This is a genomic window from Saccharothrix sp. NRRL B-16348, from assembly GCF_001280085.1.
Lineage (GTDB): Bacteria > Actinomycetota > Actinomycetes > Mycobacteriales > Pseudonocardiaceae > Actinosynnema.
The window spans coordinates 1-25,279 of record NZ_LGED01000237.1 but is presented as its reverse complement, the minus strand read 5'-3'; the positions used below and the strand labels follow the sequence as shown (position 1 = coordinate 25,279).

Sequence of the window (25,279 nt, the reverse complement as noted above, 5' to 3'; positions counted from 1 at the left end):
AACGTGCAGCGTGGCCGGCGGTCCCATTTGAACTCTCTCTTCTGACCCTCGTGCTCCCACACCCCGACCACCACTCCTGCGGCAGGCAACCGGGCATCCGTGTTCCTCTCCCAAAGCGACGCCCACGGCTTCAGACGCCACCACGCGCGGTGGGCACGCGGAGAACGGCCCCGACGAAGCGCAGCCCCGGCGGTGGAGCGCAATTGCACAACGCCAGTTCAGGTCGCGCTCCAGAGCGTAGTCACGGATAAGGGGATGAACCTCTTCTGGACCTGAGGTTGCCTCACCCGTCACATCGGCGAACGGTTGATGTCCTCTTCGTCCGGCATCTGCCATTTGAAGAACTGTTGCAGGTCGTGCTCCACCGGGACGTGCTGGAAGCATCATCTGTGTCGATGCGCCGCGCGGACCGGGAGCACCTTGTCCAGCGCCGGGGCTATCGGTACGACCGGACAAGAACGCTGATCGGCGTCGAAGACCTGCTCTCCATCAAGATCGCTCGAAGGAACGGATCACCTGCCGAATTCCATTTCCAGGCCGTGGACGACAGCACGTACGAGAGAGGCGGTCCCCTTGCCATTGGCGTAGTGAATGGTTTTGTCTCCGCGGGCGACCTTGAGGGCGTCCGTCGCCGCATGCGCGGCTGCCTTATCGGCGACCACCAGGACGTCGGCGGTTTGAGCCGCGGACCGCAGTGCGTCGGTCGCGACCTTGGCCACCAGCGTCTCCACGCGGATGCCAGGGTGACGACGCCTCATGATCTCAGCGGCGCGGCGCGCTGCGGATTCCATCAGTGAGTAGATGGCGATGAAAACGCCATCGGGCAGCCGGATGCGTTCGGCCCCATCACGCTCTTCACCGGGCTCTCGCCGTAGGACCCCGCTCAGGTCGAGGCCGAATTCGGTCGCCAGCACCAATGCCGTGTCGAGCAGGGCCGCATCGAACCGGTGGGCGTTGTGCGCGCCGATCCGGCTCAGGAGCTGCCTCGCGAAGGAATCCAACGCCACGCCGCTGTCAGGGCGATGAGCGGCGAGCACCTCGATGGCTTCCAAGCCGAACGCCACGTCTGCGTCGGTGAAGAACGGTTTCCACCCCGCGTGCAGGTTGTCGACGAGTTCGTCGTAGATTTTCGGCCACACTCCGAGGTCGAGCGCGCGACCCACGACGTCGAGGAGGCGGTTCGCCCTCCGCCGGTCGCCGGATTGGTCCCCCAGAGCCCACACCTCGACCACGAGCAGCCGGAGGTCCTGGATACCGGGAACGTCACCTGCCGCACCGAACAGGTCCCGCTCCAAGTTCAACAACAGGTCGACGAGTTCGGGGAGCATGCTCGCCCCGAGCTCCTGGCTCAGCGGTCGCACGGCCTCCATGACGTCGGCGAGTGCGCCGACGCGCATCAATCGCGGTACGGCCTGGGCACTCAAGTCCTCCAACGCTCGCGCCCGTTCGACCGCCGTCACCGCGGTGAAGGCTTGCTCGATGGCCTGGCCGAAGTCCACGGTGACGAGACCAAGCTCCCGCGTCTCGCCGACCAACCGGCGGGACAGCACGCTGTCGGGCTTCGCCGCGTCCAACGCGCTCCGCCACTGCTGGTACAGGTCGATCACCCGGGGGTGAAAGGTTTCGACCAACAGGTCGGCGAGCACGGGAAGCAGGGCCACGGTAGGCGCCGCCGTGGCGATCATGTCGATGGCCGCGTCGAACCGCTTCTCGACGACGGCGTTCCGCAAGTTCTCCGGATCGGTTTCGACGGCGACCAGCGGATCGGGATCGACCCGTGCGGAGAGCAGCGAAGCGAGTCCCTGGTGCCCTCGCGCGTGATCCAGCCAACCCGCTTCCAGCAGGCGTGACACGACATCGGCGACCGGCTCGCCCGAAGCCAACGACCAGTAGGCGTAATACCGGGCACCCGCCGGTGACCTGATCGCCGTGACAGAGGGGACCAGACAGCCGAACTTCGCCATGGCATGCCCGAACTGCTCCAGATCCGCCTGTTCGGGAAGGCGCGCCAAGGCAAGGCGCGCCAAGGCGTCGGAGGCCAGTACGGGTCGGTCGAGCCGAAGCAGGTCGGGCAACTGCTCCAGGCTCTCCAAGCTGTCCCACTGCTCGAAAACAGCGAGGTACTGGAGCCGCAGGAACAGCCTGTTCGTTTTCGAGAGCCGGTGATCCCGCTCCAGTTGGGCGAGCAACTCCTCGGCCCGGACCTGTGCCCCTGATGCACAAGCGTCCCAGAAGTCGCCGATCAACGTGCCCAGGGGCGGTGTCAAACGGACCTTGCGGTGAGGACGTGCCGCGAGCATCCGGGTGAGGCGCTCCAGGCTTTCCTTGACCTTGGTCCCGGCGTTCGGGTGCTCGGGGATGAGGAAGCGGAACGAACAGCCCTCAGGGCCCACCAAGCTCCGCACTTCGGCGTCCATGGCTTGGTTGGAGTCGTCCGGCACCACCCACCCGTCAAAGACGATCCAGGAACCGACATGGGCCCGGATCAGATCGCGCACCCACAGGCGCTGATCGCGGTCCGGGCAGATCGCGTACCAGTAGGTCCACCCCGCGACCTTCATCGGGAGGAAGAACGGTGAAGGGGGCTCCGTCAACCACGCCTTCTCCGCATTGGTGACCATCCACTCCACGACTTCGTTGCTGGTCGCGGTGAACTGGTTCTTCCCCGAGAAGAACGCCGCCACGAAGGTGTTCCACGCCGTGGCGCGATCGACACCGCTCATGCGAACAGACCGAGCAGTTCGGTGGTCACGGTCGCGATGGTGGCACCATCGGTGGTGACGGTGATCAACTCCCCGTTCATCGACACCCCGCTGTAGGTCAGGTTCATCGAACCGTAGATCGCCCAGGAATCCGCGACCAGAGCCTTCTCATGGCTGAAGAGGTTGCGATCGCGCGGGAGACGTCGCGACTCGAAGTGGGCAGTCGTCCCGTCCAGTGCCGCTCCCTGTTCGATCCGGTCGATGAGTTCGTTCTCCCGTTCACCGGGACCACAGGCGATCCGGACCGCGACGCCCCGCATGAGCAGTGCCCGGAGCACAGACGAGAACGGCACGAAGGTCGCTGTCCAGGAGGGGTCTAGCGCTGTGAACCCACCTCCCCGGTTGTCCAGCGCGGGGAAATCCGACATCCACGGGGACACGACGAGCAGGCGGGCTCCCGGGTTGAGCAATTCCGTCAGGAGCAGACCTTCCAGGCACTCGGCGATGTCGCGGCTCGGCGACGCAGCCCTTCTGTGGATCAACCTGGTCATCATTGGGGCGCCTCTTGCAGGGTCACGGACACCGAGTACCGACCATTCTCCCGGACGACTCCGTCGAAGTGTGGGTACGCGTGCAGCCAGTCGATCTCCAGCGGGTCCACGACAAGACCTCGCAGTGCACGCACCAGTGCGGGCATGTCACCCGATTCACTGAAGACACGTGCGGCACCCCAGGTGCGCAACGCGACCACGAGGGCACTCCGCCACTCATCTACGTCGACATCGACGCCTCGTGGCCGTTCAGGAAGGGCGTCGCGGAGCAACGTCCTCTCCGTGGCCGGCGGATCGGACAGGAAGCGGTTGCTCGCGCGCAAGGTCTCCGGACGCCGAGCACATGCCCGCGTCCACAACAGGCTGAGCAACACCGACTGAGCCCTGGTCGACCAGTCCCTGTCATCGGTCGAGTTCGCGATGCGCTTCAACCGGTCGAGCACCTCCTCATCGGCCGCGAGGAAGGCGCATACTGCTCGGTGGTCGACGGCGAACCCCGCCAGGACGTCGAACTCGTCCCACCTCTCCAGGAGCAGGCGCAGCAGGTCGTCACTCTCGTTGCTGGAGCCCGGTCGGAAGATGCGCGTGGACAAGGCGGAGAGGTTGACGTGGGTGCGCGGTACACCTTCCTCCGCGAATCGGGAGACGAGCGACTGCCAGCTCGTGAGACGGTCGGAAACCTCCGTCCTGAACTCGGCAACCGCCTCGGCGATCCCGGAGTCATCGGCCATGAGGTCCAGCGCCCGCCGCAACGAGGGGTCGACCTCCTCGGTGTCGGAAGGCTCGGACGCAGCTGCGACCAGGGCGTCGAACCGACGTGGGTCGTCGGCGATGCGCCGGGCGAGCGACTCGACAAGGCCGCCGCCGCCGGGAACAGCGTCCGACACCACGACATGGGCATGGGAGCCGCCCTCGTCCAGGACGTCGACCAGTGCATCGGTGTCGACGTTGAAGTCCAGGCAGATCTGCTGCGCTGCGGACTGCCAAGCCGCAGCGACGGTCTGCAGGAACCGGGCACGCAGCCACGGCAGCCAGGTCTCGTCGGGGTCTTCACCGAGGACCGGGATGACCTCCTCCAGCGCCTGCACCACAGCGTTGTCCTCGAGTGCTTCCAGCACTGTGTCCCTCAGCGGCGTGTCGTCGAGCTCGGTGTGGGTGGTGGCGACCAGGACACCGTCTACCACCTCCGCGGCCATGGTGCGCCACTGCTGTGGCGCCATCCCGACCAAGCCACCCAGCCCAGGCCCGTGGAGCACCGCGGCGGCGGCGACGGACACGACGACGTCCGTGACCCACGTGGCCGCGAACGGACCGAGCCCATGTGCCTCAAGCCTTTGCTTGGCCAGGGCGACGAACCGATCCGTCCGCAACTGCCGGAGCCTCGCCTCGTCGCTGTGGAGCCGGAAGTCGGTGACGGTCTTGGGCACGGCGACCGTGACCACGAGCGCGTCGACTGCGCTCGCGAAGCCGACAGCCGCAGGTGCTCCGTTACTGGTAAACGTGTACTCGCGACGATCTCTGCCGGTACGGGTCACCACTTCCGCAACACCTTCGAGCGCGTACCGCCACGTCCGCAATGGGCCCCGATCGACGTTGAGGTGCGCCTCCACCTTGGGAATCAACTCTCCCAAGGGGCCGTTCCGCGGGCGGGACATGACCGTGCCCTCGACGTCGCGGTCAACGAGGAACCTCCAGCGGAGCCTGCCGTTCGACGTGGGCATCACCCCAGAACGGGGGATCTCGGGGTGGATGCGCAGGGGGCGCACGATCGGCACCAAACCGTTCGGCGTCGACACCTGGGCCACCACCTCGCCCTCCGGAGCCAGTCTCTGGTCCAGGTCGACCACACCCGACTCCGGGACCTCGATCCACAGGCCGCGCACCTTGCGGACCGCCCACCGGAGCGTGACCTTGCCGGGGGTCAACTCACTGAGCCCCATCCCCACCGGGAGCGACGTGTCGGCCGCCGGGTCGTAGTCGACCGGCGGGACGACCTCGACCTCCGGCAGTTCGAGATCAGCGAAGAGGGTAGACGGGATGTACTCGGGTAGCGGCTGCCGGGTCACGACGTCCGTGTTCGGCTTCACCTTGTGCCTCTGCACGGTCGCCCACTGACTGCTCAGACGCCGATGCGCCGTCGGCACGACCTCCAGCAGGAGCGAACGAGGGTGTTCCCAACAGACGCTCCAGGTCTCCTCCGTGTCGAGCCCGAGGCTCACCCGCACGAAGTCCACCAGGTCCTGCTGAGCTTGCTTCCCGTCCAGCACCTCCTCCAAGAGGCCGAGGCACGCCTCGACGTAATCCTTGTCCTTGCCGTCCTCGTCCGGCTTGGACAGCACCCTGCGCGGCGACCAGCGTTGCCTGCCGTCCACGCCGAGCCGAACGGCAATCCAGTCGACAAGGCACATCGCGGCCTGCATCTTCCGGACGGCCTGATTGCCCATGGGCAAACTCTTCGCGGGAACGGAGGGGTCGAGGATCGACTCGTAGGACTGGTAAGCGAGGCGATCGCGGCCGTAATCGGACAGCACCACGACCGTCCACGGCCGCTGGACCTGCAACCGGCCTGCCCGCCCCCGCCGCTGGAGGAACTGGGCGATGTCCCGGGGCGCCTTGTGCTGGAGAACCGCACCCACGCGGGGATCGTCGTACCCGACTTCGAGCGCGGAGGTCGCCACCACGATGTCGGCTTCCGAGTCAACGCCGATGTCCTGCGACGAGGTGCGTGAAATCTCCAACGAACGATCGCCGAACCCGAGTTTCTCCGCCAGCCACCAGTGCTGGCCGTCGCGCTCCCACTCCTTGAAGTCCTCGACGAGTTGACTGTGCTCCGCGTGCTGCCTGGTGCGCAGTGCGGCCAGTACCGTGCTGCGGGCGTCACGGTCCCCCAGCGGGTTGCGTCCTTCGGCGTCGAGCAATTGTCGGTAGAGCCGGTTGACCAGATCGAGGTTCTCGAGGAAGGCGAAAACCCGCGTACCGTACGGATTGTCCAGCTCTGCGTCCTTCTCCTCGAGAACTCTCCTGAGCAGCATGAGGCTCTGGATGGTGGTCGACAGCAGGGCGGACTGCGAGGCGGGGTCCCCGCGCAGGAGAAGTTGGTACTCACTGCCCTGGGGCTTGAGATCTCCGGGGTCTGGACGGATGTCCGCCACGGCGTCGACGGGGACGCCACAGAGGTCGGCGAAGAACGTCGCCGCGTTCGCGAGGGTGGCGCTCAGCCCCACCCAGGTGACCGGCCTTTCCAGCAGCTTGCGCCACCGACGGAGCAGAAAAGCGACCTGAGCCCCGCTGGTGCCCGCGTAGGTGTGCACCTCGTCCAGCAGGACGAGGTTCGGTCGGCGGCTAGCCCTCGCTCCAACTCCGAAGACGTGCCTGGACCACCCGTCGCTCAGCTGCTGGTTCAGCATTTCCGTTGTGGTGAAGAGGATGTCGGGCTGCTGATTCTGCATCGCCTTCCTGGTCAGCAGCAACTCGTCCGACTTGACCTTGTCCCCGCAACGCAGGCAGAGCAGGTGCCCCCACTGGACGTCGTTGGGAGCTGTCTTGGGTTTCACCCAAGCCAGGGGACCGCCGCAGGTGGCAGCGTTGTGGTCGGGATCGGGTGCGGGGCACGTCAGGAACGGGCAGATCAACCGGCCGTCCCGCCGGAACCAACCGTTGCGCTTGTCGAGTTCGGTGTAAGTACCGAAGGGCGTGGGACCGAAGTAGGCACCGATGGTGAGGGCTCTCCCACCCGCGCGTCGCAGGCCTCGGATCTCCGACAACGCGGTGGCGAACTGGTCTTTCAGGAGTTCGTTCCGCGGGTAGATGGCGACCGCCGTCGAGCCGTCACTCCCCGCGGCCGCCATCTGAGCGAGCGCGGGCAGGTAGAACGCCAAGGTCTTGCCGCTACCGGTGCCCGCGCCGACCACGACGCCGCGATCTTCGCCGGACTGCGTCGCCGACGTGACGGCGGCAGTGGCATCCAACTGGAACCGTGACAGCTTCCTCCCGTTCAGGAGGCGGCGAATCTCCACCAGCACCGAATCCGGCACTCCCAGACCGGTGAGCCGGTCGACGCACTCCTCGACGTCGATGTCACGCACCGAGAAAGTTCGCGGACGACGCAGGAACCTCACGTCCGAGACCAACCGACTGCCGGATTGCCACGGTCTGCCTGGGAAGAGTTGGCGCAGCCGACTGAACAACCGGACCGCCTCGGACATCCTGCTCCGGTATCGGTTCGGCCACTCCGCAGGCAGCTCGACCAGCAGGTTGGCCTCGACGAGGTCGCGGAGGCACGTCTCGGGGTTCCCCTCCTCCCAGCGATCGGCCAGCAAGGTGAGAACGTCTTCCCTGCTCCAGGACTCGTCGAGGAGGCCCCATGCCAGGTTGCGGGCCTCGACCTCCTCGATCAGATCGAGTGCTCTCAAGAGGGCTGGGCGTGGGGTGGTGCTCACGCTCGCAGCACCACCTTGAGCAACGCGGTGTGCGCCGAGTCTGCGAGCCACTGCTGGACCTGCGGTGTGATGAGGTGCCAGGGTGCGCCTTCGTCGGTAGCAGCCCTGCGGAGGAACTCCTTCACCTCCGGGTGATGATCCGCCAGCGCCGCGTCCAGCCGGGGACGTTCCCGCTCCCACCTCTCGACGTCCCGCAGGACGCCGTCCAGGTGCGGCACGAGATCTCGAACGCGGAGACTTTCCACCTTGAAGCGCAAACTCCGCTGAACGTTCCGGAGGCCGACCACGAGCGAGTCTTCGACGCCGGGGTAGGACACGACAGGCCGGTCGATCCCCCGCGGCAACAACTCGACCCGCCTCGCGTCGACAGCTCCGTTGAGATCGATCACGACTGTCCTGGCGATCTTCTCTCCGGCTTCGAGCGCCTGGTTCACCGACTGCACCTTGATGCGTTCGACGGTTGTGCTCAGGTCAGTCCCCACGATGGATTCGGCGGTCTTCCGCAAGGTGCTCTTGGCCTTGGCAACCTCGATCGAGGGCGGGTTCGGCACGACGGGTAGCCGAACTCCACGTTCCTTGAGGGCGGGGGCGGCCTGCGCAACCTCGGCAAGGACGTCCCAGGCCTTACGGGCTCTGCTCTGCACGCGTTCGACGGTGGCGCGCAACTCGATGTCCTGCTCCTGCTCACGCACCTGCACCAACCGGTTCAATAGCGCTTCGGCCCGCGTGAGGAGCGGTTTCGTCGTCATCGCTTCTCCAACCCGGTCACGGCGTCCATCGCGTCGGCGAGCCCTCTCAACGATCCGATCAGCTCCTCGGTGTCGACAGCCGCACCGCCGGCACCGGATTCGGTGAGGGAGGCTTCAAGCCCGAAGAGCACTTTGTTCGTCACGTCGGCGTAGTGGTGGAGGGCCTGCAACTTGGGCATCGGGTCGTCGCGCACTTCCCACAGATCTTCCGTTCCAGGAGAAGCCACCACCTTGGCGAGTTTGCGGTAGAGCGTCATCATCGCGGGTTTGACCTTCTCCGCGGCGGCGTTGTAGACAGCCTGGGTGTTCCGGCTCGGCAGCTTTCCGCTGTCGTGGCTCTGATCGACGAGCCGCTGAACCATCCTCATGGTCGCGGCCAAGTCCTCACCCGGGTCGATGAGGCGCTCCAGTGCTGCGATCGTCTCGCGCAGTTCAGTCCACGCCCGCTTGGTCGCCCTCTCGAGTTTTACCTGCAGGTTCTGCAGCATCTCCCCGTCGTCACCGATCTCCCGACTGTCGAACGACCGGACCTTCAAACACGCCTGGATCTCCGGGTAGACGAGACCTACATCCACCAGGGAGGGCTTTCCGCCGCCCTTGGCGGTCGTGGCGTGGTTCCGGAGCACGGTCAGCGCACGATCCCGGGCACTCCTGGTTTCCCTGAGGAAGGACTGCGCAGCCGCGTTCGTGCAGACGGGTTGGGCGAGCATGGCAGGCAGGGCTTGCCCGACCGTTGTACCGGGGGTGGGCGCGGCGTTGCGGAGGACAGTGAGGGCGCGGACCGCGGTCGACAACTCGGCCGCGCTCTTTGACCGCGCCAGGCGCGCGATGCTGTCGGCGTACCGGGCAATCCTCGCCTGCAACGAGAAGAACCAGGTGCCGCCGTCGACCGCGTCCAGGGGTGCGCCCTTCGAGGCTTCCAGCACACCTCGCAGCATCAGCGCGTTCTCGTCGTTGACCTCGATGCGGAACGGGTTCTCTGACTTCAGCGCTCCAGCGCCTGCGGCCTTGTCGATATCGATGTCGGTGTACCGCATCTCGTACGAACCGACGCGCCACGTGGTCTTGCCCGATCCCTTCGGCATTCGACCGATGGGCAGCCCGTACGGGCCTTCTTGCAGGTAGGCAACCGTCGTTTCGCAGATCCAAGTGCGAATCTTGTGCGCGGTTTCAGTCGACAGGAAGCCACCGGCAGCCCACTTCTCGAACTCATCGACGTTGGTCGTTTCGGGTGGCGCCGCCGCACGATCGTTCTTGTCGTCGGGGCGCACCTCCCCAGCCTCGGTTTCGCCGCCGACTTCATCGGCTTCTTCCTCGAGCGCGCTCAGGCGCACACCCAGGTAGTGCGCGATCTTCTGCACGTCGGCATCGACAGCCGGTGGGTTCTCCGCGTAGAACGCACGGAGGCTCAACTCCGCCTGAGGACTGACCTTGTTGTGCCGTCGTACGGCGGTTCGCGTTTCCACCGGCACGGCTTGCCGCTTCCCGTCCAGGGTCCGGGCGAAGTCGTCCGAGGGGAACACTCCGCCGACGGGGAGTTCTTCCTCCGCAGTGTCGAGCGATGCGCGGATCACCTGGCGGAGAATTTCCCTTGGCTTGAACTCCTCGGCACTGGCCAACTCGACCAAGCGGTCCAGAGCGATGCCGTTGAACGGGTAGAGACCGTGCCCGAGGCTGGACGTTCCGAAGGTCTCATGGCACTGCTCTCGAACAGGACAACCCTTGCACGCGTTCGCCGTGGCGGCGTTCGGGTCGTCCTCGTCCGATCGAGCGAGGAGTTTTTCCTCGGACAGGCGGCCTACGTTCAGGTAGCGGCCCACGAAGTCACGCAGACCGGACGCGCCGATGGCAGCAGGGTTGACATCGATCCTGAAGTGGACTCCACGATCGGCGAACGTGTCGACAGAGGCCAGATAACCGTCGGTGACCGCGATGGCTGCCCGCAACTTGCACAACTGCGAGTCGGCGGGCACGGTGAGCGCTTGCGCCAACTGTTTGTCGATGCCGTGCAGGAGGACCAGATCCTCCACGAAGAGGCACAGTTCCTGGTTCCGGGCCGCGATCTCCTTGCGAACGTCCTCGAAGACCTCCAGGAGGTCGGTGCTGGGTCCGGTGAAGACTTCGGCCTTGGCCCGTTCCAGGTAGGAGTCGCACAGCACGGCGATGTCCGTCCGCAGTCCCTTCGTGGCGACCACGCTCTGCACCAGGGATTGGAACTGCCGACCGGCGTCCTCGAAGCGAGCCGGATCGACCATCAGGTCCTGCTCGGTCAGGTGCAGTTCCTCTTCATCGGTCTCGCTGGCACCCGCGCCACCGCGGGCCAGGCGCACGATCCGGTGAACAGGACCTCCGGGCTTGCTGAGCTCCGCGCGGAACGTGAAATCACCCAGCAGGCGGTGCGTCCGGGCCCTCAGGTCGGCGAGTTCCGCGGGCGTGAGGTCGGACAACTCCTTCAACTCGACCGCCCGGTCGAAGGTCACGAGGTGGTCCAAGCGCGCGAGCAGCGCGTTCATCGCCTCCTCATCGCTCGCGATCTCGGACCCGGCCTTGGCCAGCGCCTCCCGGAGTTGCCCTGCCCGTGGCGTGTCGATGCCATCCAGGATTCGCTCGATCACCCGCCTCAGGTTGGTGTTCCGCTTCTCGATGTAGACGATGTGCCACGTCGGTTGAGGACCGATCTGAGACTTGAGCCACCGCACGAGATGGCTCTTGCCCGTGCCTTTGTGACCGGTGACGAAGACCAGCAGCGGTTCGTTCGCTTCGACGGGCCTGGTGAAGGCTCGGAGGAGTTCCTGCTCGGTCGCGTCCGAACTCTGCTTGCTCTTGACATCCCGAACTTGGTTGAGCGGCAGGGAGTGGTGGATCGAGGAGAACACGGCTTCGGCGCGCTCGTCGCCCAGTTCGAGTCCCCCGACGTCGACCTGCGTCGCGAAAGCGATGGCGCCTCGCTCCCAGCACACGAGGTTGCCGCTCATGCGGTCCCGCCTTCCCGGGCTTCGCGCACCCACTCGACGGTGGTGACCAAGCGATCCCTCGACCTGTCGGCACGGAGGCGGAGGATACGCACCCCCGTGTCACTCCGCTTGTCCAACGTCACCATTTCTTCGGCCTCCAACTGCGCCATCGACATGGACAACGCCGGTGACATGACCTCGGCCGCCCCCGTGCGTTCGCGATCGTGGCGCGATTGCAGCACGCCACCGTCGAGCAAGGGCAGGGCCTCAGCGCATCGCGAGACGAAGTCGGCGATGTCGAACGAACCGCTGGGGAGCCCGGAAAGACGAACCGCAAGAGCCTGGCTCGCGTCCGCGATGATGCCGGTGGAACCGACTTGACGCGCCAACCCGAGGTACGCCGCCCAGCGACGGAACGCCGTCCACCGCGTCGCGTTGCGCACAGGCCACGTGTCCTGGTCAGGTCCTAGCACAGCTATCTGCGTTTCGCGGAAGCTGCGCTGCCCTCGAACGCTGCCTTTGGCGGCCTCGAAGCGGTCGAAGGGCCACAGGGGGTTCTCGGTCGTGTAGAGAATCTCCAAGGCGCGCAACAGGTCAGCGGTGTCGTCGAGCCTCTTCGGAACCGACTCGCCTTCTTCGATGGCGAAGATGTTGTCCAGGAGGAAATCCCGGAAGGCGCGTGGGGCGACGTCCGCTGGACGACTCCAACGGCGGGCCACCGCATCCGCCACCCTGACCCGCCCGCTGTCCTGTTCGACCACACCGAGCATGCGCAGCGCGTCGAGCGAGTGGTTGGCGATGAGGTTGCCCCCGGCGCGCGGTTGCCCCGCTTTGGCCGGCGCTTCTTCATCAGCCTCGTCGAGAGCCACCTCCGTGCCAAGTGGCCTCATAGCCTCCACCAAACCAGGTGGGGCGACGAGGTCGATGAGCTCGTCCCGGTCCGCTTCGCCCTCCTTGAGCGTGAACAGGCCACGCACCAGGAAGCGCATGGCTTCCGGCAAGATGTCCGGTGGCGTCAGGAGAGCCATCTACAGCCTCCGCAGTACTTGATCGGCGCGATACGCAGGGCCCCAGGATTCCCTGAGGAGGACCCGGTGGTCGAACGGGCTCGGCTGATCCTCCGTCGTCAGCACCACGGTCAACGGTCCGTGCGACAACTTGGACAGCAGGAGGGCCGCCTCGGCTGGTGGTGGGTCGTCGCCCTGGATGCGGACGAGCGTCGGAACGCGGAGGTCGACGCCGTGGCCGAATTTGTCCACGACTCGATCTTCCCACCAGAGTCGATCGGTCTTGCCCGGGACCGGGGACCACTGTTGCGGGGAGACGAGTGCCGTCACCCCGTGCGCTATGAACCGCTTGACGACCTCGGCTTCAGCATCGGGGTCGGTTCCGTCGACCCAGACGCAGAGGCGCCCGGCCTCGGCGAGAGTGCTCAACGACGCCTGCGGATCAACGCTGAGCACGCCATCCCACAGGGGAACGGCCGGATAGGTCGAGACGGCGGGTGGCTCGTACGCGGCGCGGCAGGCGGGACATCCTCCGCATTGCCGAACGGCCGTCAACCGCCCTGATTCCGTGGTCAAGCCGTAGTGGTCGACGAGGAACCTGTTCACGCACTTGTCCAGCCCGTTCAAGATCGCCATCGCGGATTCCGACGAGGCGGCGGAGGAGGAACGACTCCGCGACTGCGCTTCGCGAAAGCGTTGCCGGAACCGGTCCTCGTAGCCGAGATCGCTCTGCAGGATACGCACAGCGGTCGACTCCCGATGCGCTGCGAAGATCTCCTGGACCTCGTCCTCCGGGGCATCGACCGGGACGTCGGGCCGCACCGGCCAGTCGACTTCGATCATCCCCGCACGGTCCATGGCGTTCAGGGTGTGCAGGTTCCAGTAGCGGTTCATGCCGCTCCACGGGAACGTCACGTCGTCGGTGGCCGCAGTAAGATCAACTTGCACGAGGCCGCCGTCCCGCCTGCCGAAGCTCATGCTTCGCCACCGTTTCCACGCCTTCCGATCCCCGATCAGCTTCGCATCGGCGAGGTCGCGGGCCACCTCCGCGTCGACGTCGGTCCACAGGACCACCGATGCGGACGCTTTGCCGTCGCGACCGCTCCGCCCGACCTCCTGGTACAACCGGTCGACCGATTCCGGTACGCACAGGTGGACGACACCCCGGACACCGGGGATGTCGACTCCGAGCCCGAACGCTGACGTCGCGATGACGATGTCGACGTCTTGGTCCTCGTCCCCGCCGAGGGCCAGACCGCGCGCCGCTTCTCTGCGTTGTTCCGCCGTCGCGTTCCCGGCGATCTTCCGGACGGCTCGCAGCCCCGCGGAGCGCGCCCAGTTGAAAGCCGTGTCCGTATTGGTGGAACGGGCCGAGGTGTGCAAGGTCGTGTAGACGATGAGGGGCCGCGGGAGGTGGCGGCACAGCTCCAGGAAGCGCAGACGCTTGTCCTCCTCGCTCTGGCAGTGGCTCACCCACCAGGCCGGCTCGGGCCTGGTCGCCTGCGCGGAGATGAGCAGTTCCCGATCGCCAGGGAAGAGGCGTCTCAAAGTCTCCAGGCCGTAGTCGTCCAACGTCGCGGTCAGCATCACGGTGACGGGCCGCCGGTTGTCCGGTGCTCCATCGAGCATCCTCCGTCGTAGACCCGCGAGGCTCTGGAAAGCCGGCCTGAAGTCGTCACCCCACTCGGCAACGATGTGCGCCTCATCGATCGCAAGCAGGTCCAACCGGCCTTCGGCCGCCGAGGTCTCCAGGGGACCGGCGAGTACGGTGCACGCGGCTTCCGGTGAGGTGATGACCAGCCACTGGGCGCCTTCGCGGACCCTACGGACGAGTTCGGCTTTCGCCTCCGAAGCCAATCCCGCGTGGTAGGCGAACGCGGTCGGCTCGTGCGTGAGCTCGCGCACCCTGCGCTCGAGGTCCAGAGCGAGCGCGACGGTAGGCACGATGAGGCAGGTCTGCCGCGGGCGGTTCCTGATCGCACGGAGGAGAACCACGTCAGTCTTGCCGGAACCGGTGGGCAGGACGCAGATCAGGGCGTCACCCGCCCTGGCTGCTCCTACGGCTCGGACTGCTTCTTTCTGCCCTGGGCTCAAGTACTCGTCGTGCCCCAGCGCTTCGGTGTAGAAGCGGTCAGCGGGAAGGCGCCAGTCGGGCCTGCGCGGCTTCCGCGAAGAAGGCGCTTCGTCAGGCGGTGTCCCGTGGGTTTCGAGCCATGACGGCGTCCAAGGCTCGGCCTTCCACTCTCCCGGCCTCGTTGACCTGAACCCGTGTGCTTTCCAGGCCGAAGGAGGAATCTCGTTCAACACGGGGGCATCGACCGAGACGGAGCGATAACCACGCGCGACGAGGACGGACCGGATGAGCGGCAAAAGTTCCGCAGCGCGCGCAGACCAAGAAGATCGGAGCCGACGAGCCAGGCGCGGGTTGTCTGCGGCTATCTCCTGGAGGGACAGAGCGGTCACGACCGATTGACCCAAGTGATGAAGACGGCTCCACAACTCTCGAGGACGAACTGCGGGTTGGCGAGGGCTTGGTCCAGCGCCACCGCGACGCGGCGGTCGACTTCCAAGGTCCTTTCGGTCCGGGCGCGAGCATTCAGCACGGCATCCTCCCGCTCCTGTGCCGCCGCGGCGTCCCTTCGCGCAGTGGTGAGGCGACGAACGACGTGATCACGTTCGCGCACGTGCACGAGAGCACTGTGGTGGGCGGTCTCGCACGCGCCGTTCCAGTCGATGGGCGCGGTGAGCTCGCGGAAGCGTTCGGGACGGCTGCCCAAGTTCTCTCCCCGTACGTGTTCCAAGTGCTGGACCATCTGCCGATTGCACGGTCCCAGGCCCGCCAGCCACCACACGCGCTCCACGGTGGTCGGGAGGTAGAGGGCGGCGCGCGCCTCGACAGCCCGCGCGAACGCCTGGTCGGCAACCGGCACGCCGACCAGACCGGGACCGATCTTGAAGTCGAAGCAGAAGGCGACCAGAGGCGCCCGGTCGGGCTCTGCGGCGCGCTGTACGAGTTCCACGGCAAACGCCTTGCCCCGGTCGTCGTGTTCGGCGATCTTCGCGAAGGCGTTCACCAGCGGTTCTCCCCAGCGGAGGAAGCCCCGCCCTTCCGCCGCCTCCATGCGGTCCGCGGTGTAGGGCTGTGCGAAGATCTGCGTTCCGAGAGCGCGCAGCGCCGCCTTGGTCAGCAGGGGCGGCTGCTTCTCCCCGGCTGCGAACCGGATCTCGGTTTCGTCGTGGTCCACCTTGAAGGCCAGCATGTCGTGCACGTAGCCGACCACGGACTTCTCGATGTCTTTCTGCCGTGAGTCGACACTGGCCAACCGTTCGGCGAGCTCCTCGTCGTCGGCACGGTCCTCGATGCTGTCGAGCAGGTCCTGCGCAGCGATCCGCTGACGTTGCTCCTCCAGCGTGTCGACACTGTCCGCTATCGCCTTCATCGCACCGGCGAGATTTCGGGTGACCGCCAAGTCGAAGAACTCCACTTCGAGGTCCGCAAGCACGTACTGGAGCGTCGAGGTGGACGCCGTGAACGCACTGAAGACATCGATGAGTGTCATGGTCCAAGCGCCGAGTTGCTCGTCGAGCGTGGGGTCGGCCTCGCCGAAGACCACGGACCGCACGGGATTCTTGAGTTCACTCCAGCGGTCGAAACGCCCCAGGCGCTGCTCTAAGCGCGCACTGGACGCAGGGATGTCGAGATGGAGCACTTCATCGACGAACTGGAGGTTGACACCCTCCTCAGCGGAGCGGTCGATGACCAGGACGTTCCGTTCGCCGCTGCGCTCGAACTCTGTGGTGAGTCGGTTGCGCTCGTCCTCGTCCTGTTCTTCCAAGAGAGCCGTGACCCGGTAACGGCCGAAAGCCTCGACAAGTTGACGGGCCGTCGAACGGGCTGTGTTTGGATGGCTGCAGGCGATAGCGCACTTGCCGCGCCCGATCCTGCGCGAGGCCCATTCGACCGCAGCGGCGATGCGATCGGTCTCGACGTCCGCGAGCGCCAAGCGTTCCAACTCGCCTGCCATGTGATCAGCCAGTTTCAGTTCGCGCAGTTCGGCGACTGCGGCACCCTCATCCGGGGACAGGTCGTGCTCGGTGCCTCCGCGCAGGGCCACGACGAGGTCCTCCAGCGCCACCACCGGCGCGAGGATGCGTCCGAGAACGGCTCGGAGCACGCGACCGGCACCAGGGTGCTCCAGCAACTCGAGTTCGAGTCGCAGGTCCTCGAACACCGAGAAGACCTCGCGGCGACGTGGATCCGGGTCGGGAATGCGCCACGGGTTGCCGAACCCACGCCCACGCACAGGAAAAGCCTTTTTCACCGCCGACGCGCGGCGGTTTCGGATCATCCTCCGGTGCAGACGGTAGGTCTCCGAGACGTGGATGCGCAAGCGCTCGACGAGATTACGCGTCTCCTCTTGACGTTTTGCCGTGGCGTACTTACGCGCTTCGACGACCAACCGCTCGACCACCGGGTCTTCAGCGAGCAACTGTGCGACTTGCCCAAGCGGTTCGTCCAGATAACGAAGGGGCGTTTCCGCACTCACCGCAGACATGGCCTGCGCCAGTTCGTCACGCATCTCCACGCGGCGCTTGAAGGCGTGCACATCGGTCAACAGGTAGTTGGTCGGGTCCAGGAGGTGCAGCAGGCCGAGGAAGGCGTCTTCGTTGCTCCGCACCGGCGTCGCACTCAACAGGAGCAGTGCCCTCGATGCATGGGCGATCGCACGCAGCGCCTCGTAGCGCCGCCCGCGGTCGCTGTCCGTACTGTAGTCCACATGATCGGTAAACCGATGTGCCTCGTCGACGATCGTGAGCAATCGGTCGACCGGCTGAATGTCGTAGATGCGCGAGTGTCCGATTACCGACACCCTGTCCGGGAACTGGCCAATACGGAATTTCCGACTGAGTTCCGCTTCCCACTGGCCGACGATCTGATCCGGCACGATGACCACCGCGACCCCCTCGGCGTCAAGCAGGAATTGACGCAGCACCATTCCCGCCTGGATGGTCTTCCCGAGACCGACCTCGTCTGCCAGCAAGTACCGGGGCACCGGGTCGGACAGGACGCGCCGAGCAGCGCCGATCTGATGATCATGGATCTCGACTGCAGAAGAAAGCAACCCCCCTAATCCACCACAGGCACTACGCTGCTCAGTGACGCCGCGCAGGAACGCCGTGCGATGCAAGTGAAGGAACCTGGTCTCCACCGTGCCTGCCCTGAGCAAAGCAAGCGGGTTGCCCACCGGCAGCGACCAGCGAACCTTCAGTTCGGCGGACGGCACGGGCCGGGTGTCACCATTGGGAAAGTGAACGTAGTACTCATCCGCTTTCGGAGTGCACGGCGAATCGACCCTTCCGACCATCCACCGTTCGCCGTCGAACCACCACACTCGCTCCTGCGAGGGCAGGTACTCCGCTTTGAACGATCTACCCTCTGCACCGAGCACGACTTCCGGCGTGGTCGGCGAGTCGAAGAACCGGATCGTGCCCTCCACGAGGTCGGGCCTCCCCCATCCGTACTCGTCGTCCACGACGAAGTGACCGGCGACCAGTGGATGCCGCTGAGGAACCCCCATTCGGCTGACCGGACTCAACCCGTCACCCGCCCCACGGCGATGGGAGGACGCCTCGGCTTCCACCGCTCCGACACCGCCCGACTGCACGACTTCACCGCGCTACACCCCTGTTCCGCCCCGCCTCGTTGCCTGCCCATCGACGCGGGACCGAGCGTCGTTACAGCAACGAACCCCACCTAACGCACGAACCCGGTACAACTCCACCACCTCAGGTGACCATGACGATACCGACAAGGATCACCCGATCGTGCACCACCCGCCACGAGACGCAGTTGATCTTCACCTCGAGCCCGTCGGCCACCGCACCTGGAAACCCGACCACCCCTCGACTGCTCACCCTCAAAGCGAACTCATCGATGAAATAGGGACTGCAAATCGCCACTCCGTCGAAGATGAATGATCGATTCCTCACGGCGTCGGCATGTAGGAGCGCGATAGACCACGTCGGAGAGGTGTAATTTGGGCACGTGGAGGGCTTCGTCTCCGCTGCCATCTCCCGACTCGGCGGCGGGCGAGCAGGGCTCGGGCATCTGGGGAGTGGGCGCCCTATGACTGCGCCACCCGTGAGAGAACACCTCCGCCGCCTCCGGAGGATCGCAACTGCGACTCGCTTACCACCGCACAGTGCTACCTGTATCCGACCCGTCTACGCCTTGGGTTGCGGGGTCTTACGCGGCACCACCGGCAAAGCGGCTCGATCCACTCCCACAGTTCGTCCGAGACGATCCATGGCGACGACTCACCACTCCTCACGACCGAACATGATCCAACTCGAACACGACTGGTGTCACTGCGGTGATCATTTTGTCAGGACCGGTTACCGGACAGGCAGCTCATCTTATCTAGATCTTCAACCACAACGGCCAACGACTCTCCGACCTCGGCCCTACCGAACACCGCGATCCATAGCCATTCAAGTGCTGACCATGACCCAGACTGCGACACCCAACGCCCGGATCAGATCACCGCTCCCCGCAAGACCAGAACGTCACCGACACCGCGCAGCACGCTCACGTCGACTGCACTCACACCACCACGACCTGAACGAACGGGCCGGGTGGGGGTGGGGCGTTTCGCTAGTCTCCTGACGTCTGGTGGAACCGGGATGACGCCGGGTGCGTCAGCTTCGTGGGCGGGGAGAGGGGGTGTCGGGTGACTGAACCGGGACTGACGCCGGAGCAGCGCCAGGCACGGATCGGCGAGCTGCGGCAGCAGGCGGACCAGGCGATGGCCGGGTTGCGGGCGCAGTTGCAGGCGGTCGAGCAGGCGCAGGGGCGGGCGTTGAGCGGTGGTGCGGAGGCGACGTCGCGGGACGGGGCCGTCAAGGTGACCGTGGACGCCACGGGCGTGGTGACGGGGATCGTGTTCGCGCCGTCCGCGTTGGCGTCCACGCCGGAGAAGCTGGCGGCGGCCACGGTGGCGACGATCCAGCAGGCCGCGGCGCAGGCACGCGCGACGATGGCCGCCGAACTGGGTCCGATCACGGCGGCCGGCGCGGAGGTGCTGGAGGCCGCTCGGAGCGCCATGCCGGGGTTGGGCGGGTTGGTCGTCCCGGAGGTGCCGCGCACCGCGGTCGACCCCGGTGAGCAGGCCCAGCGGTTCACCGCACCGGCGCACCGGTCGTTCGGCGTGCCCGAAGAGCTGGTCGAGCAGTCCCGGCCGACGCCCCCGGTGAAGCAACGGCCCCCGCGGCCCAAGAGCGACGAGCCGAACGACGACGAAGGTGGCCCGGTCTTGCGCGAACAGTCCTGGTGACGGCGCGGGACCGGCGGAGGGGGCGGGATGGGAATCACGTTACCGGGCGAGGTCGCCTGGGTGCTGGATCTGCTCGGCGTGGACTGGCCGGAGATCGACGAGGACGAGCTGCGCTCGATCGCCGACGACCTGCGGTCGTTGGCGGAGGAGATGCGCGGTCAGACCGGTGACGCGCAGGCCGACATCGCGGAGATGCTCGGCGTCAACTCGCTGGAGTCGCTGAAGCTGTTCGAGGCGCTGTGGAAGAAGCTCGCCGAGGGGCACCTCGACCAGCTCGCCCAGGGGTTCGACCTGCTCGGCACCGGGCTCGACGTGGCCGCCATGGTCGTGGTGGGCCTCAAGCTCGCGGCCATCGTGCAACTGGTCGTCCTGGCCGCGCAGATCATCGCCGCCCAAGCGGCCGCACCGGTCACCTTCGGCGCGTCGCAGGCCGCCGCGGCGGCGCAGGCCATGATCACCCGCACGGTCGTCAAGCAGCTCATCGAGCAGGCCGTGCAGTCGGTGCAGCAGCAGCTCCTCGACGCGGTCACCGGTCCCGTGTTCGCGGCCCTGGAGTCGGCGGGCATGGAGCTGGCGGGCCAGCTCCTGGGCACCGCGTTGGGCACCCAAGAGGGCGTCGACCTGGGCAAGGTCGCTTCCGCGGGCGGGGAGAGCTTCCAGCAGGGCGTGCAGGCCTCCGCGGAGAACCTGCGCAACCTGCCCCAGAACACGCTGAACGCCACCGCGGCGTCCGCCGCTTCGACCGCGACCGCGGGACGGGGGGTGCCGACCGGTGAGTGACATCAACTTCGACCCGGACCGGCTGGACAAGTCCGGGGGCACGCTGGAGAACTTCGGCCAGAAGCTGCGCACCGGCGGTGACAAGCTGGCCGCCGCCGGGGACAAGCTGGCCCAGAGCGCGTCCCGCGACCGCACCGGGATCGGCGCGACGCTGACGCAGTTCTTCGGCAAGGCCACCGAGATCGGCGGCAAGGTGGTGGCCGAGGGCGGCCGGGTGGCCGAGAAGTCCGGCGAGAACCTCAAGGCGACGGCGAAGTCGATCAAGGAAGTGGACCACCACTACCAGCGCCAGTTCACCGGCACGCACCAGGACCGCACGTCCGTGCAGGCGTTGTCCGGCGGCGGCACGACCAAGGCGTCGAGCGCGTCGAGCGGCGGCTCGAAGGTCAGCTCGCCGGGCTCCGTCGGGACCGGCGGCGGCGATCCGGCCTCCTCCCCCACCGGTCCGGGCGGTGGCGGCTCGGGCGTGAGCAAGCCCCCGACGCTGCCACCGGGTGGCGGTGGCCCCGGCGGCGGGAAGCCGGGTGACGGCCGCAACCTGGGCCCGTCGTGGCGCGAAGAGGCGGACAAGCACTTCACGCCGAAGGAGCGCCAGGAGCTCGACAACGCGATGCGCAAGCTGTCCGAGGAGCCGAACGACCGCGGCGTCCCCGGTTCCGGGCGGCTCACGCAGCACGAGCGCGAGTTGATGGCGCGGGCGCAGCAGCTCGTCACCATCGACAAGGACACCCCGATGCAGAAGGTGATCCCCCCGGGTGACGTGGACAACTACCTGAACGGCAAGTACTCGGAGGTCGGCGGGTTCGTGGCACGGCAGCAGGACGCCGCCCACCTGAACACGCCCGCCTCGCTGATCCAGGGTAACCGGTTGGACTACGCCGGCACCCCGTACCGCTCGGACATGGATCGGGTGAACGTCATCGAGTTCCCCGCGACGGACCCCGACCGCTACAAGACACCGCTGGGCGCGCCGGCCCCGGCGGATCACGGTGCGCTGCCGACCGACCCGTCCGTGCGCCACGCCTCGGACCGCATGCACGACGCCGCCCGGACGGTCGGACTCGACTCGTCGACCTACAACCAGTCGAACTACCCTTGGCCGTACAGTGGCGCGGGCGTGACCGCGGATCCGAACGGCGTGCCGGAGCGAGAGATGTCAGACCGCATGGGAATACCGCACGGCTCGCAGATGGTCGAGTACGACCAGAACGGCAACCGGACCGTTAGCCACGTCTTCGACGAGGACGAGGGTTGGGTGCCGGCGTCGTGACTTACCGCGGATTCCGATCCAGTCATCACGCCCGCATGAACGGACGTGAGTACAAGGCTGTTTACGGTCGTGACAGCGACTCCATCCTCATCATCGAGAAGACGCCGGAGAACCCGGATCCGTCCCGGTACAAGTGGGTCGACTACCACCGGGGCTGGGTCGCGAGGTACCCGATCAGCGATGTCGACCGGGTGTTCTCGGTGAACACGTTCGCCCGGTACCGCGGCCACAAGTGCGAGGTGGTGTCCGCCAACGACGACGGCACCATGGAGATCCAGTACAAGGACTCGGACGGCGGCTGGGCCGTCGCCATGGGGTTCGTGCAGCACAACAAGTACGAATTCCTCAAGACCGTGCCAGCAAGCGAACTGCACGACTACCACGAGCGGCAACGTGACCTGCTGTTCGAGGAATGGCGCGAACGCACCTTCCCCCGCCCCCCGGAGGCCACGCCGTGACGCCGCCGGTGCCCGGCTCGGGCGCGCTCACCCCGCGCGAACGCGAGCTGACCGCACGGGTGCACATCGCGGTCACCATCACCCCCGACACGCTCATGGTGAAGGCGCTGCCGCCCGGCGCGCCGGAGCGCTACCTGGCGGCCGAGGTGTCGCAGGGCGTCTGGGGGCAGCGCTCGCCGTTCGACTACCGCACGGTGGGCGGCACGGTGGTGCGCGCCCAGGACGTGTCGGGGTTGCGCACGCCGGTGGACTTCCTGCGCGCGCTCCGGCTGGACTACGCGGGTTCGCCGTTCCGCCCGGACCTGCCGGTCCTGCACGTGCTGGAGTTCCGGGCGGTGGAGCCGAACAAGTTCATCGTGCCCTTCGGCGCTCCTTCGGTCGCCGACCCGGCCGCGCCGCTGCCGTGGGACTCGGACGCAGTGCGCGGCGCGGCCTACGCGATGGCGGACGCCGCCGCGGCGGCCGGCGTGGACCCGAACACCTACCGCAAGCAGATCAACCCCTGGCCCTACAGCGGCACCGGGATCACCGCGGACCCGCAGCTGGGCGTCCCGGAGTGGTGGCGGCGTCCCGACCGGGTGCCGGGCGGATCGGTGATCGTGGCGCACGGCCGTGACGGGTCGAGGACGGCGGTCGCGGTGTACCGGGGAGAGGCGTTCGGATGGGAGCCGGTGCGATGACGTACACGCGTCCGAGGTCGGGCATCTTCGCCACCGTCCGCGGTGTCGAACACCTGTGCAACGACTACCCGGCGGACGGCCGGGTGGTGCTGGTGTCCCGTGAGCCGGACAACCCGGACCCGGAGCTGTTCAGCCGCGACGAGGCACGTGGCCTGTGGGTCGCGGTCGTGGGCTTGGACCAGTGCGAGAGGCTGGCCGACGTCACGACCCGCACGAGCTACAAGGGCCGCGAGTGCCAGGTGGTGAGCATCGGGCCGGACGGCGACGTCGGCCTGTACTTCCTCGACGACGACAAGTCGGAGGCCGCCGAGTTCGGCTTCGTGCAGGTCGACCAGGGGACCTGGGCGAAGACGGTGAACGTCTACGACCTGCCCGCCCTCTACGAACACCACGCCGACCTGTTGTTCGAACACCTGCGGAGCGCCAACGTCCCGTCCGCGTGACGGGAGTTCCCGGATCTCAGCGTTCGGGCAGGAGCCGGCCGGCCGCCGAGGATGTGCGCAGAGTCGACCCGACCGGAGGAGGAGTCGTGGCAGTCCGGCGCAACACCCGCGCGGCCGTAGCGCTCATGACCGGGAGGACGCTGCCGAGCGGGGGCAGCGGTAGTCCCAGGTGGCGACCCGACCGAAAGGGGCGGGTGTGATGGTCGAGCCGTGGTTCACCGAACGGGCCTCGCTGGGGCGCTCCGGCGTGACCGTGACCAAGCTGGGTCTGGGCACCTCGCCACTCGGCGGGCTGTCCGCGCCGGTCGACGAGGACGAAGCGCGAACGGCACTGGAAGTGGCGTGGGACGCGGGCATCCGCTTCTTCGACACCGCGCCGCACTACGGGACCGGTCAGTCGGAACGGCGGCTCGGCGCGTTCCTCGCCGATCGGCCACGCGCGGATTTCGCCGTGTGCACCAAGGTCGGTCGGCTGTTGGTGCCCGGCGACGCGCCGCCCGGCGACTGGGGTTTCTACGGCGATCCGGGCCTGGTCAGGGTGAACGACTACAGCGCCGAAGGCGTCTACCGCTCGCTGGCGGACAGCCTGGAGCGCTCGGGGCTCGACGCGTTCGACGTCGTCCTGATCCACGACCCCGACCACCACTGGGAGCAAGCGGTGACGGGGGCGTACCCGGCGCTGGAACGGCTACGCGCCGAAGGTGCGGTGCGCGCCATCGGGGCGGGCATGAACCAGGTGGAGATGCTCACCCGCTTCGTCACCGAGACCGACATCGACTGCCTCCTGCTGGCCGGCCGGTACTCGCTGCTGGACCGGAGCGCCGCCGACGAACTGCTGCCGCTGTGCGCGTCACGCGGTGTCGGCGTGCTGGTCGGCGGCGTGTTCAACAGCGGCATCCTCGCCAACCCGGCGCCCGGGGCCGGCTACAACTACGCCCCGGCGTCCGACGACGTCCTGCGGCGCGCGCAAACCCTGGCCGCACGGTGCGCGGCGCACGGCGTCCCCCTCGCCGCCGCGGCGATGAGGTTCCCGCTGCGCCACCCCGCCGTGACCGGCGTCGTCATCGGTGCCCGGAGCGCCAAGCAGGTCACCGGGAACGTCGTGAACGCGCGAGTGGCCATTCCCGAGGAGCTGTGGGCCGAGCTCGACCTGCCGACGGACGCGCTCTGAGACGTGCTGTGCAGCGAGGCGGCGAAGGACGCCGAGGGGTAGAAGGCTGAGGTCGACTTGAGGGCCGCCGCCCCTCGGCGTTGCCCCAGCGTCTCATGTGGGACTTCTCCGGAAAACCTTCCCGTTACATCTTGACGCGGGTCGTTGTTATCGTTCACAGTTCGCCATGGCACGTTCAACCGCGCCGCTCACGTGTCCCCCTATCTGCCATATATCCAGAGATTCCCGCCCGGATCGCCGCCGCGGAAGTTGTTAGCGCTAACACGATGTGGCCCGTTGGTCTGTGCAGGGGTGTCGTCGGCGTCCGCGCCGACGTGGCCCCGCTGCACGTCGACGGTCCCCATGAGGAGAGGAAAGACGCTATGTCGGTTGGGTTTGCGCGTACCGCGAGGTGGCGTGGTCGGTGGCGGTCGGGGTTGGCCGCCGCGGCGGCGGTGGCGTTCGCGGGCGGGTTGCTCACGGTGGCCTCGGCGCCGGCGTCGGCTGCCACGGTGGACACCACCGCGTGGTACGTGCTGGTGAACCGCAGCAGCGGCAAGGCCTTGGACGTCAGCGGCGTGTCCACTGCCGACGGAGCCCCGCTCCACCAGTGGACCCGCACGAACGCGAACAACCAGCAGTTCCAGTTCGTGGACTCCGGCGGCGGCTACTACCGGATCAAGGCGCGGCACTCGGGCAAGGTGCTGGACGTGTCCAGCTGGTCGACGGCCGACCACGCCGCCATCCACCAGTGGACCGACC

17 protein-coding genes are annotated in these 25,279 nt (G+C 67.1%); 8 read left to right on the top strand and 9 right to left on the bottom strand.

From position 1 onward, the window contains the following. Positions 1–512: 512 nt before the first annotated feature. From dpdD to ADK67_RS51610, 9 genes are all read right to left on the bottom strand, one after another. On the bottom strand, positions 513–2,723 hold the full coding sequence (gene dpdD, locus ADK67_RS37300; protein WP_053721284.1) for a protein DpdD: 2,211 nt from the start codon (positions 2,721–2,723) through the stop codon (positions 513–515). Beyond that, the gene (gene dpdK, locus ADK67_RS37295) at positions 2,720–3,253 is read right to left on the bottom strand and encodes a phospholipase D-like domain-containing protein DpdK (protein WP_197289801.1); all 534 of its coding nucleotides are present in this window, start codon (positions 3,251–3,253) and stop codon (positions 2,720–2,722) included. The genes dpdD and dpdK overlap by 4 nt, the downstream gene beginning before the upstream one ends. Then, a complete protein-coding gene (dpdJ, locus tag ADK67_RS37290; RefSeq protein ID WP_053721282.1) occupies positions 3,253–7,692 on the bottom strand; it encodes a protein DpdJ in 4,440 nt (1,479 codons plus the stop codon). Before dpdJ ends, dpdK begins: the two co-directional genes overlap by 1 nt. Continuing rightward, a complete protein-coding gene (locus ADK67_RS37285) occupies positions 7,689–8,441 on the bottom strand; it encodes a hypothetical protein (RefSeq protein WP_053721281.1) in 753 nt (250 codons plus the stop codon). The genes dpdJ and ADK67_RS37285 overlap by 4 nt, the downstream gene beginning before the upstream one ends. Next, positions 8,438–11,416: a protein DpdH gene (dpdH, locus tag ADK67_RS37280; RefSeq protein ID WP_053721280.1), complete on the bottom strand. Its 2,979-nt coding sequence runs from the start codon at positions 11,414–11,416 to the stop codon at positions 8,438–8,440. The genes ADK67_RS37285 and dpdH overlap by 4 nt, the downstream gene beginning before the upstream one ends. Continuing rightward, complete coding sequence (gene dpdG, locus ADK67_RS37275; protein WP_053721279.1) at positions 11,413–12,423, bottom strand: protein DpdG; 1,011 nt, start codon at positions 12,421–12,423, stop codon at positions 11,413–11,415. The genes dpdH and dpdG overlap by 4 nt, the downstream gene beginning before the upstream one ends. Further along, positions 12,424–14,865 carry a protein DpdF gene (gene dpdF / locus ADK67_RS37270; RefSeq protein WP_269436123.1) on the bottom strand — a complete coding sequence of 814 codons (2,442 nt, stop codon included), beginning with the start codon at positions 14,863–14,865 and terminating at the stop codon, positions 12,424–12,426. Further along, positions 14,862–17,900, bottom strand: a complete 3,039-nt coding sequence (gene dpdE / locus ADK67_RS37265; RefSeq protein ID WP_197289799.1) for a protein DpdE — start codon at positions 17,898–17,900, stop codon at positions 14,862–14,864. The genes dpdF and dpdE overlap by 4 nt, the downstream gene beginning before the upstream one ends. A 289-nt stretch (positions 17,901–18,189) precedes the next feature. Further along, a complete protein-coding gene (locus ADK67_RS51610) occupies positions 18,190–18,363 on the bottom strand; it encodes a hypothetical protein (RefSeq protein ID WP_157621285.1) in 174 nt (57 codons plus the stop codon). A gap of 770 nt (positions 18,364–19,133) precedes the next feature. Between ADK67_RS51610 and ADK67_RS37260 the strand changes: the two genes are divergently transcribed. The 8 genes from ADK67_RS37260 to ADK67_RS37225 all read left to right on the top strand — a co-directional run. Beyond that, positions 19,134–19,736 carry a YbaB/EbfC family nucleoid-associated protein gene (locus tag ADK67_RS37260; RefSeq protein ID WP_053721276.1) on the top strand — a complete coding sequence of 201 codons (603 nt, stop codon included), beginning with the start codon at positions 19,134–19,136 and terminating at the stop codon, positions 19,734–19,736. 27 nt (positions 19,737–19,763) lie between these two features. Then, positions 19,764–20,516 (top strand): WXG100-like domain-containing protein, encoded by a 753-nt coding sequence (locus ADK67_RS37255; RefSeq protein WP_053721275.1) that lies wholly within the window; start codon positions 19,764–19,766, stop codon positions 20,514–20,516. Then, the gene (locus ADK67_RS37250) at positions 20,509–21,786 is read left to right on the top strand and encodes a hypothetical protein (RefSeq protein WP_053721274.1); all 1,278 of its coding nucleotides are present in this window, start codon (positions 20,509–20,511) and stop codon (positions 21,784–21,786) included. Before ADK67_RS37255 ends, ADK67_RS37250 begins: the two co-directional genes overlap by 8 nt. Before the next feature lie 35 nt (positions 21,787–21,821). Further along, positions 21,822–22,244: a hypothetical protein gene (locus ADK67_RS37245; RefSeq protein WP_053721273.1), complete on the top strand. Its 423-nt coding sequence runs from the start codon at positions 21,822–21,824 to the stop codon at positions 22,242–22,244. Then, on the top strand, positions 22,241–22,924 hold the full coding sequence (locus ADK67_RS37240) for a hypothetical protein (RefSeq protein WP_053721272.1): 684 nt from the start codon (positions 22,241–22,243) through the stop codon (positions 22,922–22,924). Before ADK67_RS37245 ends, ADK67_RS37240 begins: the two co-directional genes overlap by 4 nt. After that, positions 22,921–23,367 (top strand): hypothetical protein, encoded by a 447-nt coding sequence (locus tag ADK67_RS37235; protein WP_157621283.1) that lies wholly within the window; start codon positions 22,921–22,923, stop codon positions 23,365–23,367. Before ADK67_RS37240 ends, ADK67_RS37235 begins: the two co-directional genes overlap by 4 nt. Before the next feature lie 199 nt (positions 23,368–23,566). After that, positions 23,567–24,538, top strand: a complete 972-nt coding sequence (locus ADK67_RS37230) for an aldo/keto reductase (protein ID WP_053721270.1) — start codon at positions 23,567–23,569, stop codon at positions 24,536–24,538. 362 nt (positions 24,539–24,900) lie between these two features. After that, positions 24,901–25,279, top strand: a 379-nt coding sequence (locus tag ADK67_RS37225; protein WP_197289798.1) for an RICIN domain-containing protein, incomplete at its 3' end; no start/stop codon positions are given.

Bases quoted from the DNA above. Each gene is read 5' to 3' on its own strand.
- dpdD (WP_053721284.1), bottom strand. From the start codon at position 2,723: ATGAGCGGTGTCGATCGCGCCACGGCGTGGAACACCTTCGTGGCGGCG.
- dpdK (WP_197289801.1), bottom strand. From the start codon at position 3,253: ATGACCAGGTTGATCCACAGAAGGGCTGCGTCGCCGAGCCGCGACATC.
- ADK67_RS37285 (WP_053721281.1), bottom strand. From the start codon at position 8,441: ATGACGACGAAACCGCTCCTCACGCGGGCCGAAGCGCTATTGAACCGG.
- dpdH (WP_053721280.1), bottom strand. From the start codon at position 11,416: ATGAGCGGCAACCTCGTGTGCTGGGAGCGAGGCGCCATCGCTTTCGCG.
- dpdG (WP_053721279.1), bottom strand. From the start codon at position 12,423: ATGGCTCTCCTGACGCCACCGGACATCTTGCCGGAAGCCATGCGCTTC.
- ADK67_RS37255 (WP_053721275.1), top strand. From the start codon at position 19,764: ATGGGAATCACGTTACCGGGCGAGGTCGCCTGGGTGCTGGATCTGCTC.
- ADK67_RS37245 (WP_053721273.1), top strand. From the start codon at position 21,822: ATGAACGGACGTGAGTACAAGGCTGTTTACGGTCGTGACAGCGACTCC.
- ADK67_RS37235 (WP_157621283.1), top strand. From the start codon at position 22,921: ATGACGTACACGCGTCCGAGGTCGGGCATCTTCGCCACCGTCCGCGGT.
- ADK67_RS37230 (WP_053721270.1), top strand. From the start codon at position 23,567: ATGGTCGAGCCGTGGTTCACCGAACGGGCCTCGCTGGGGCGCTCCGGC.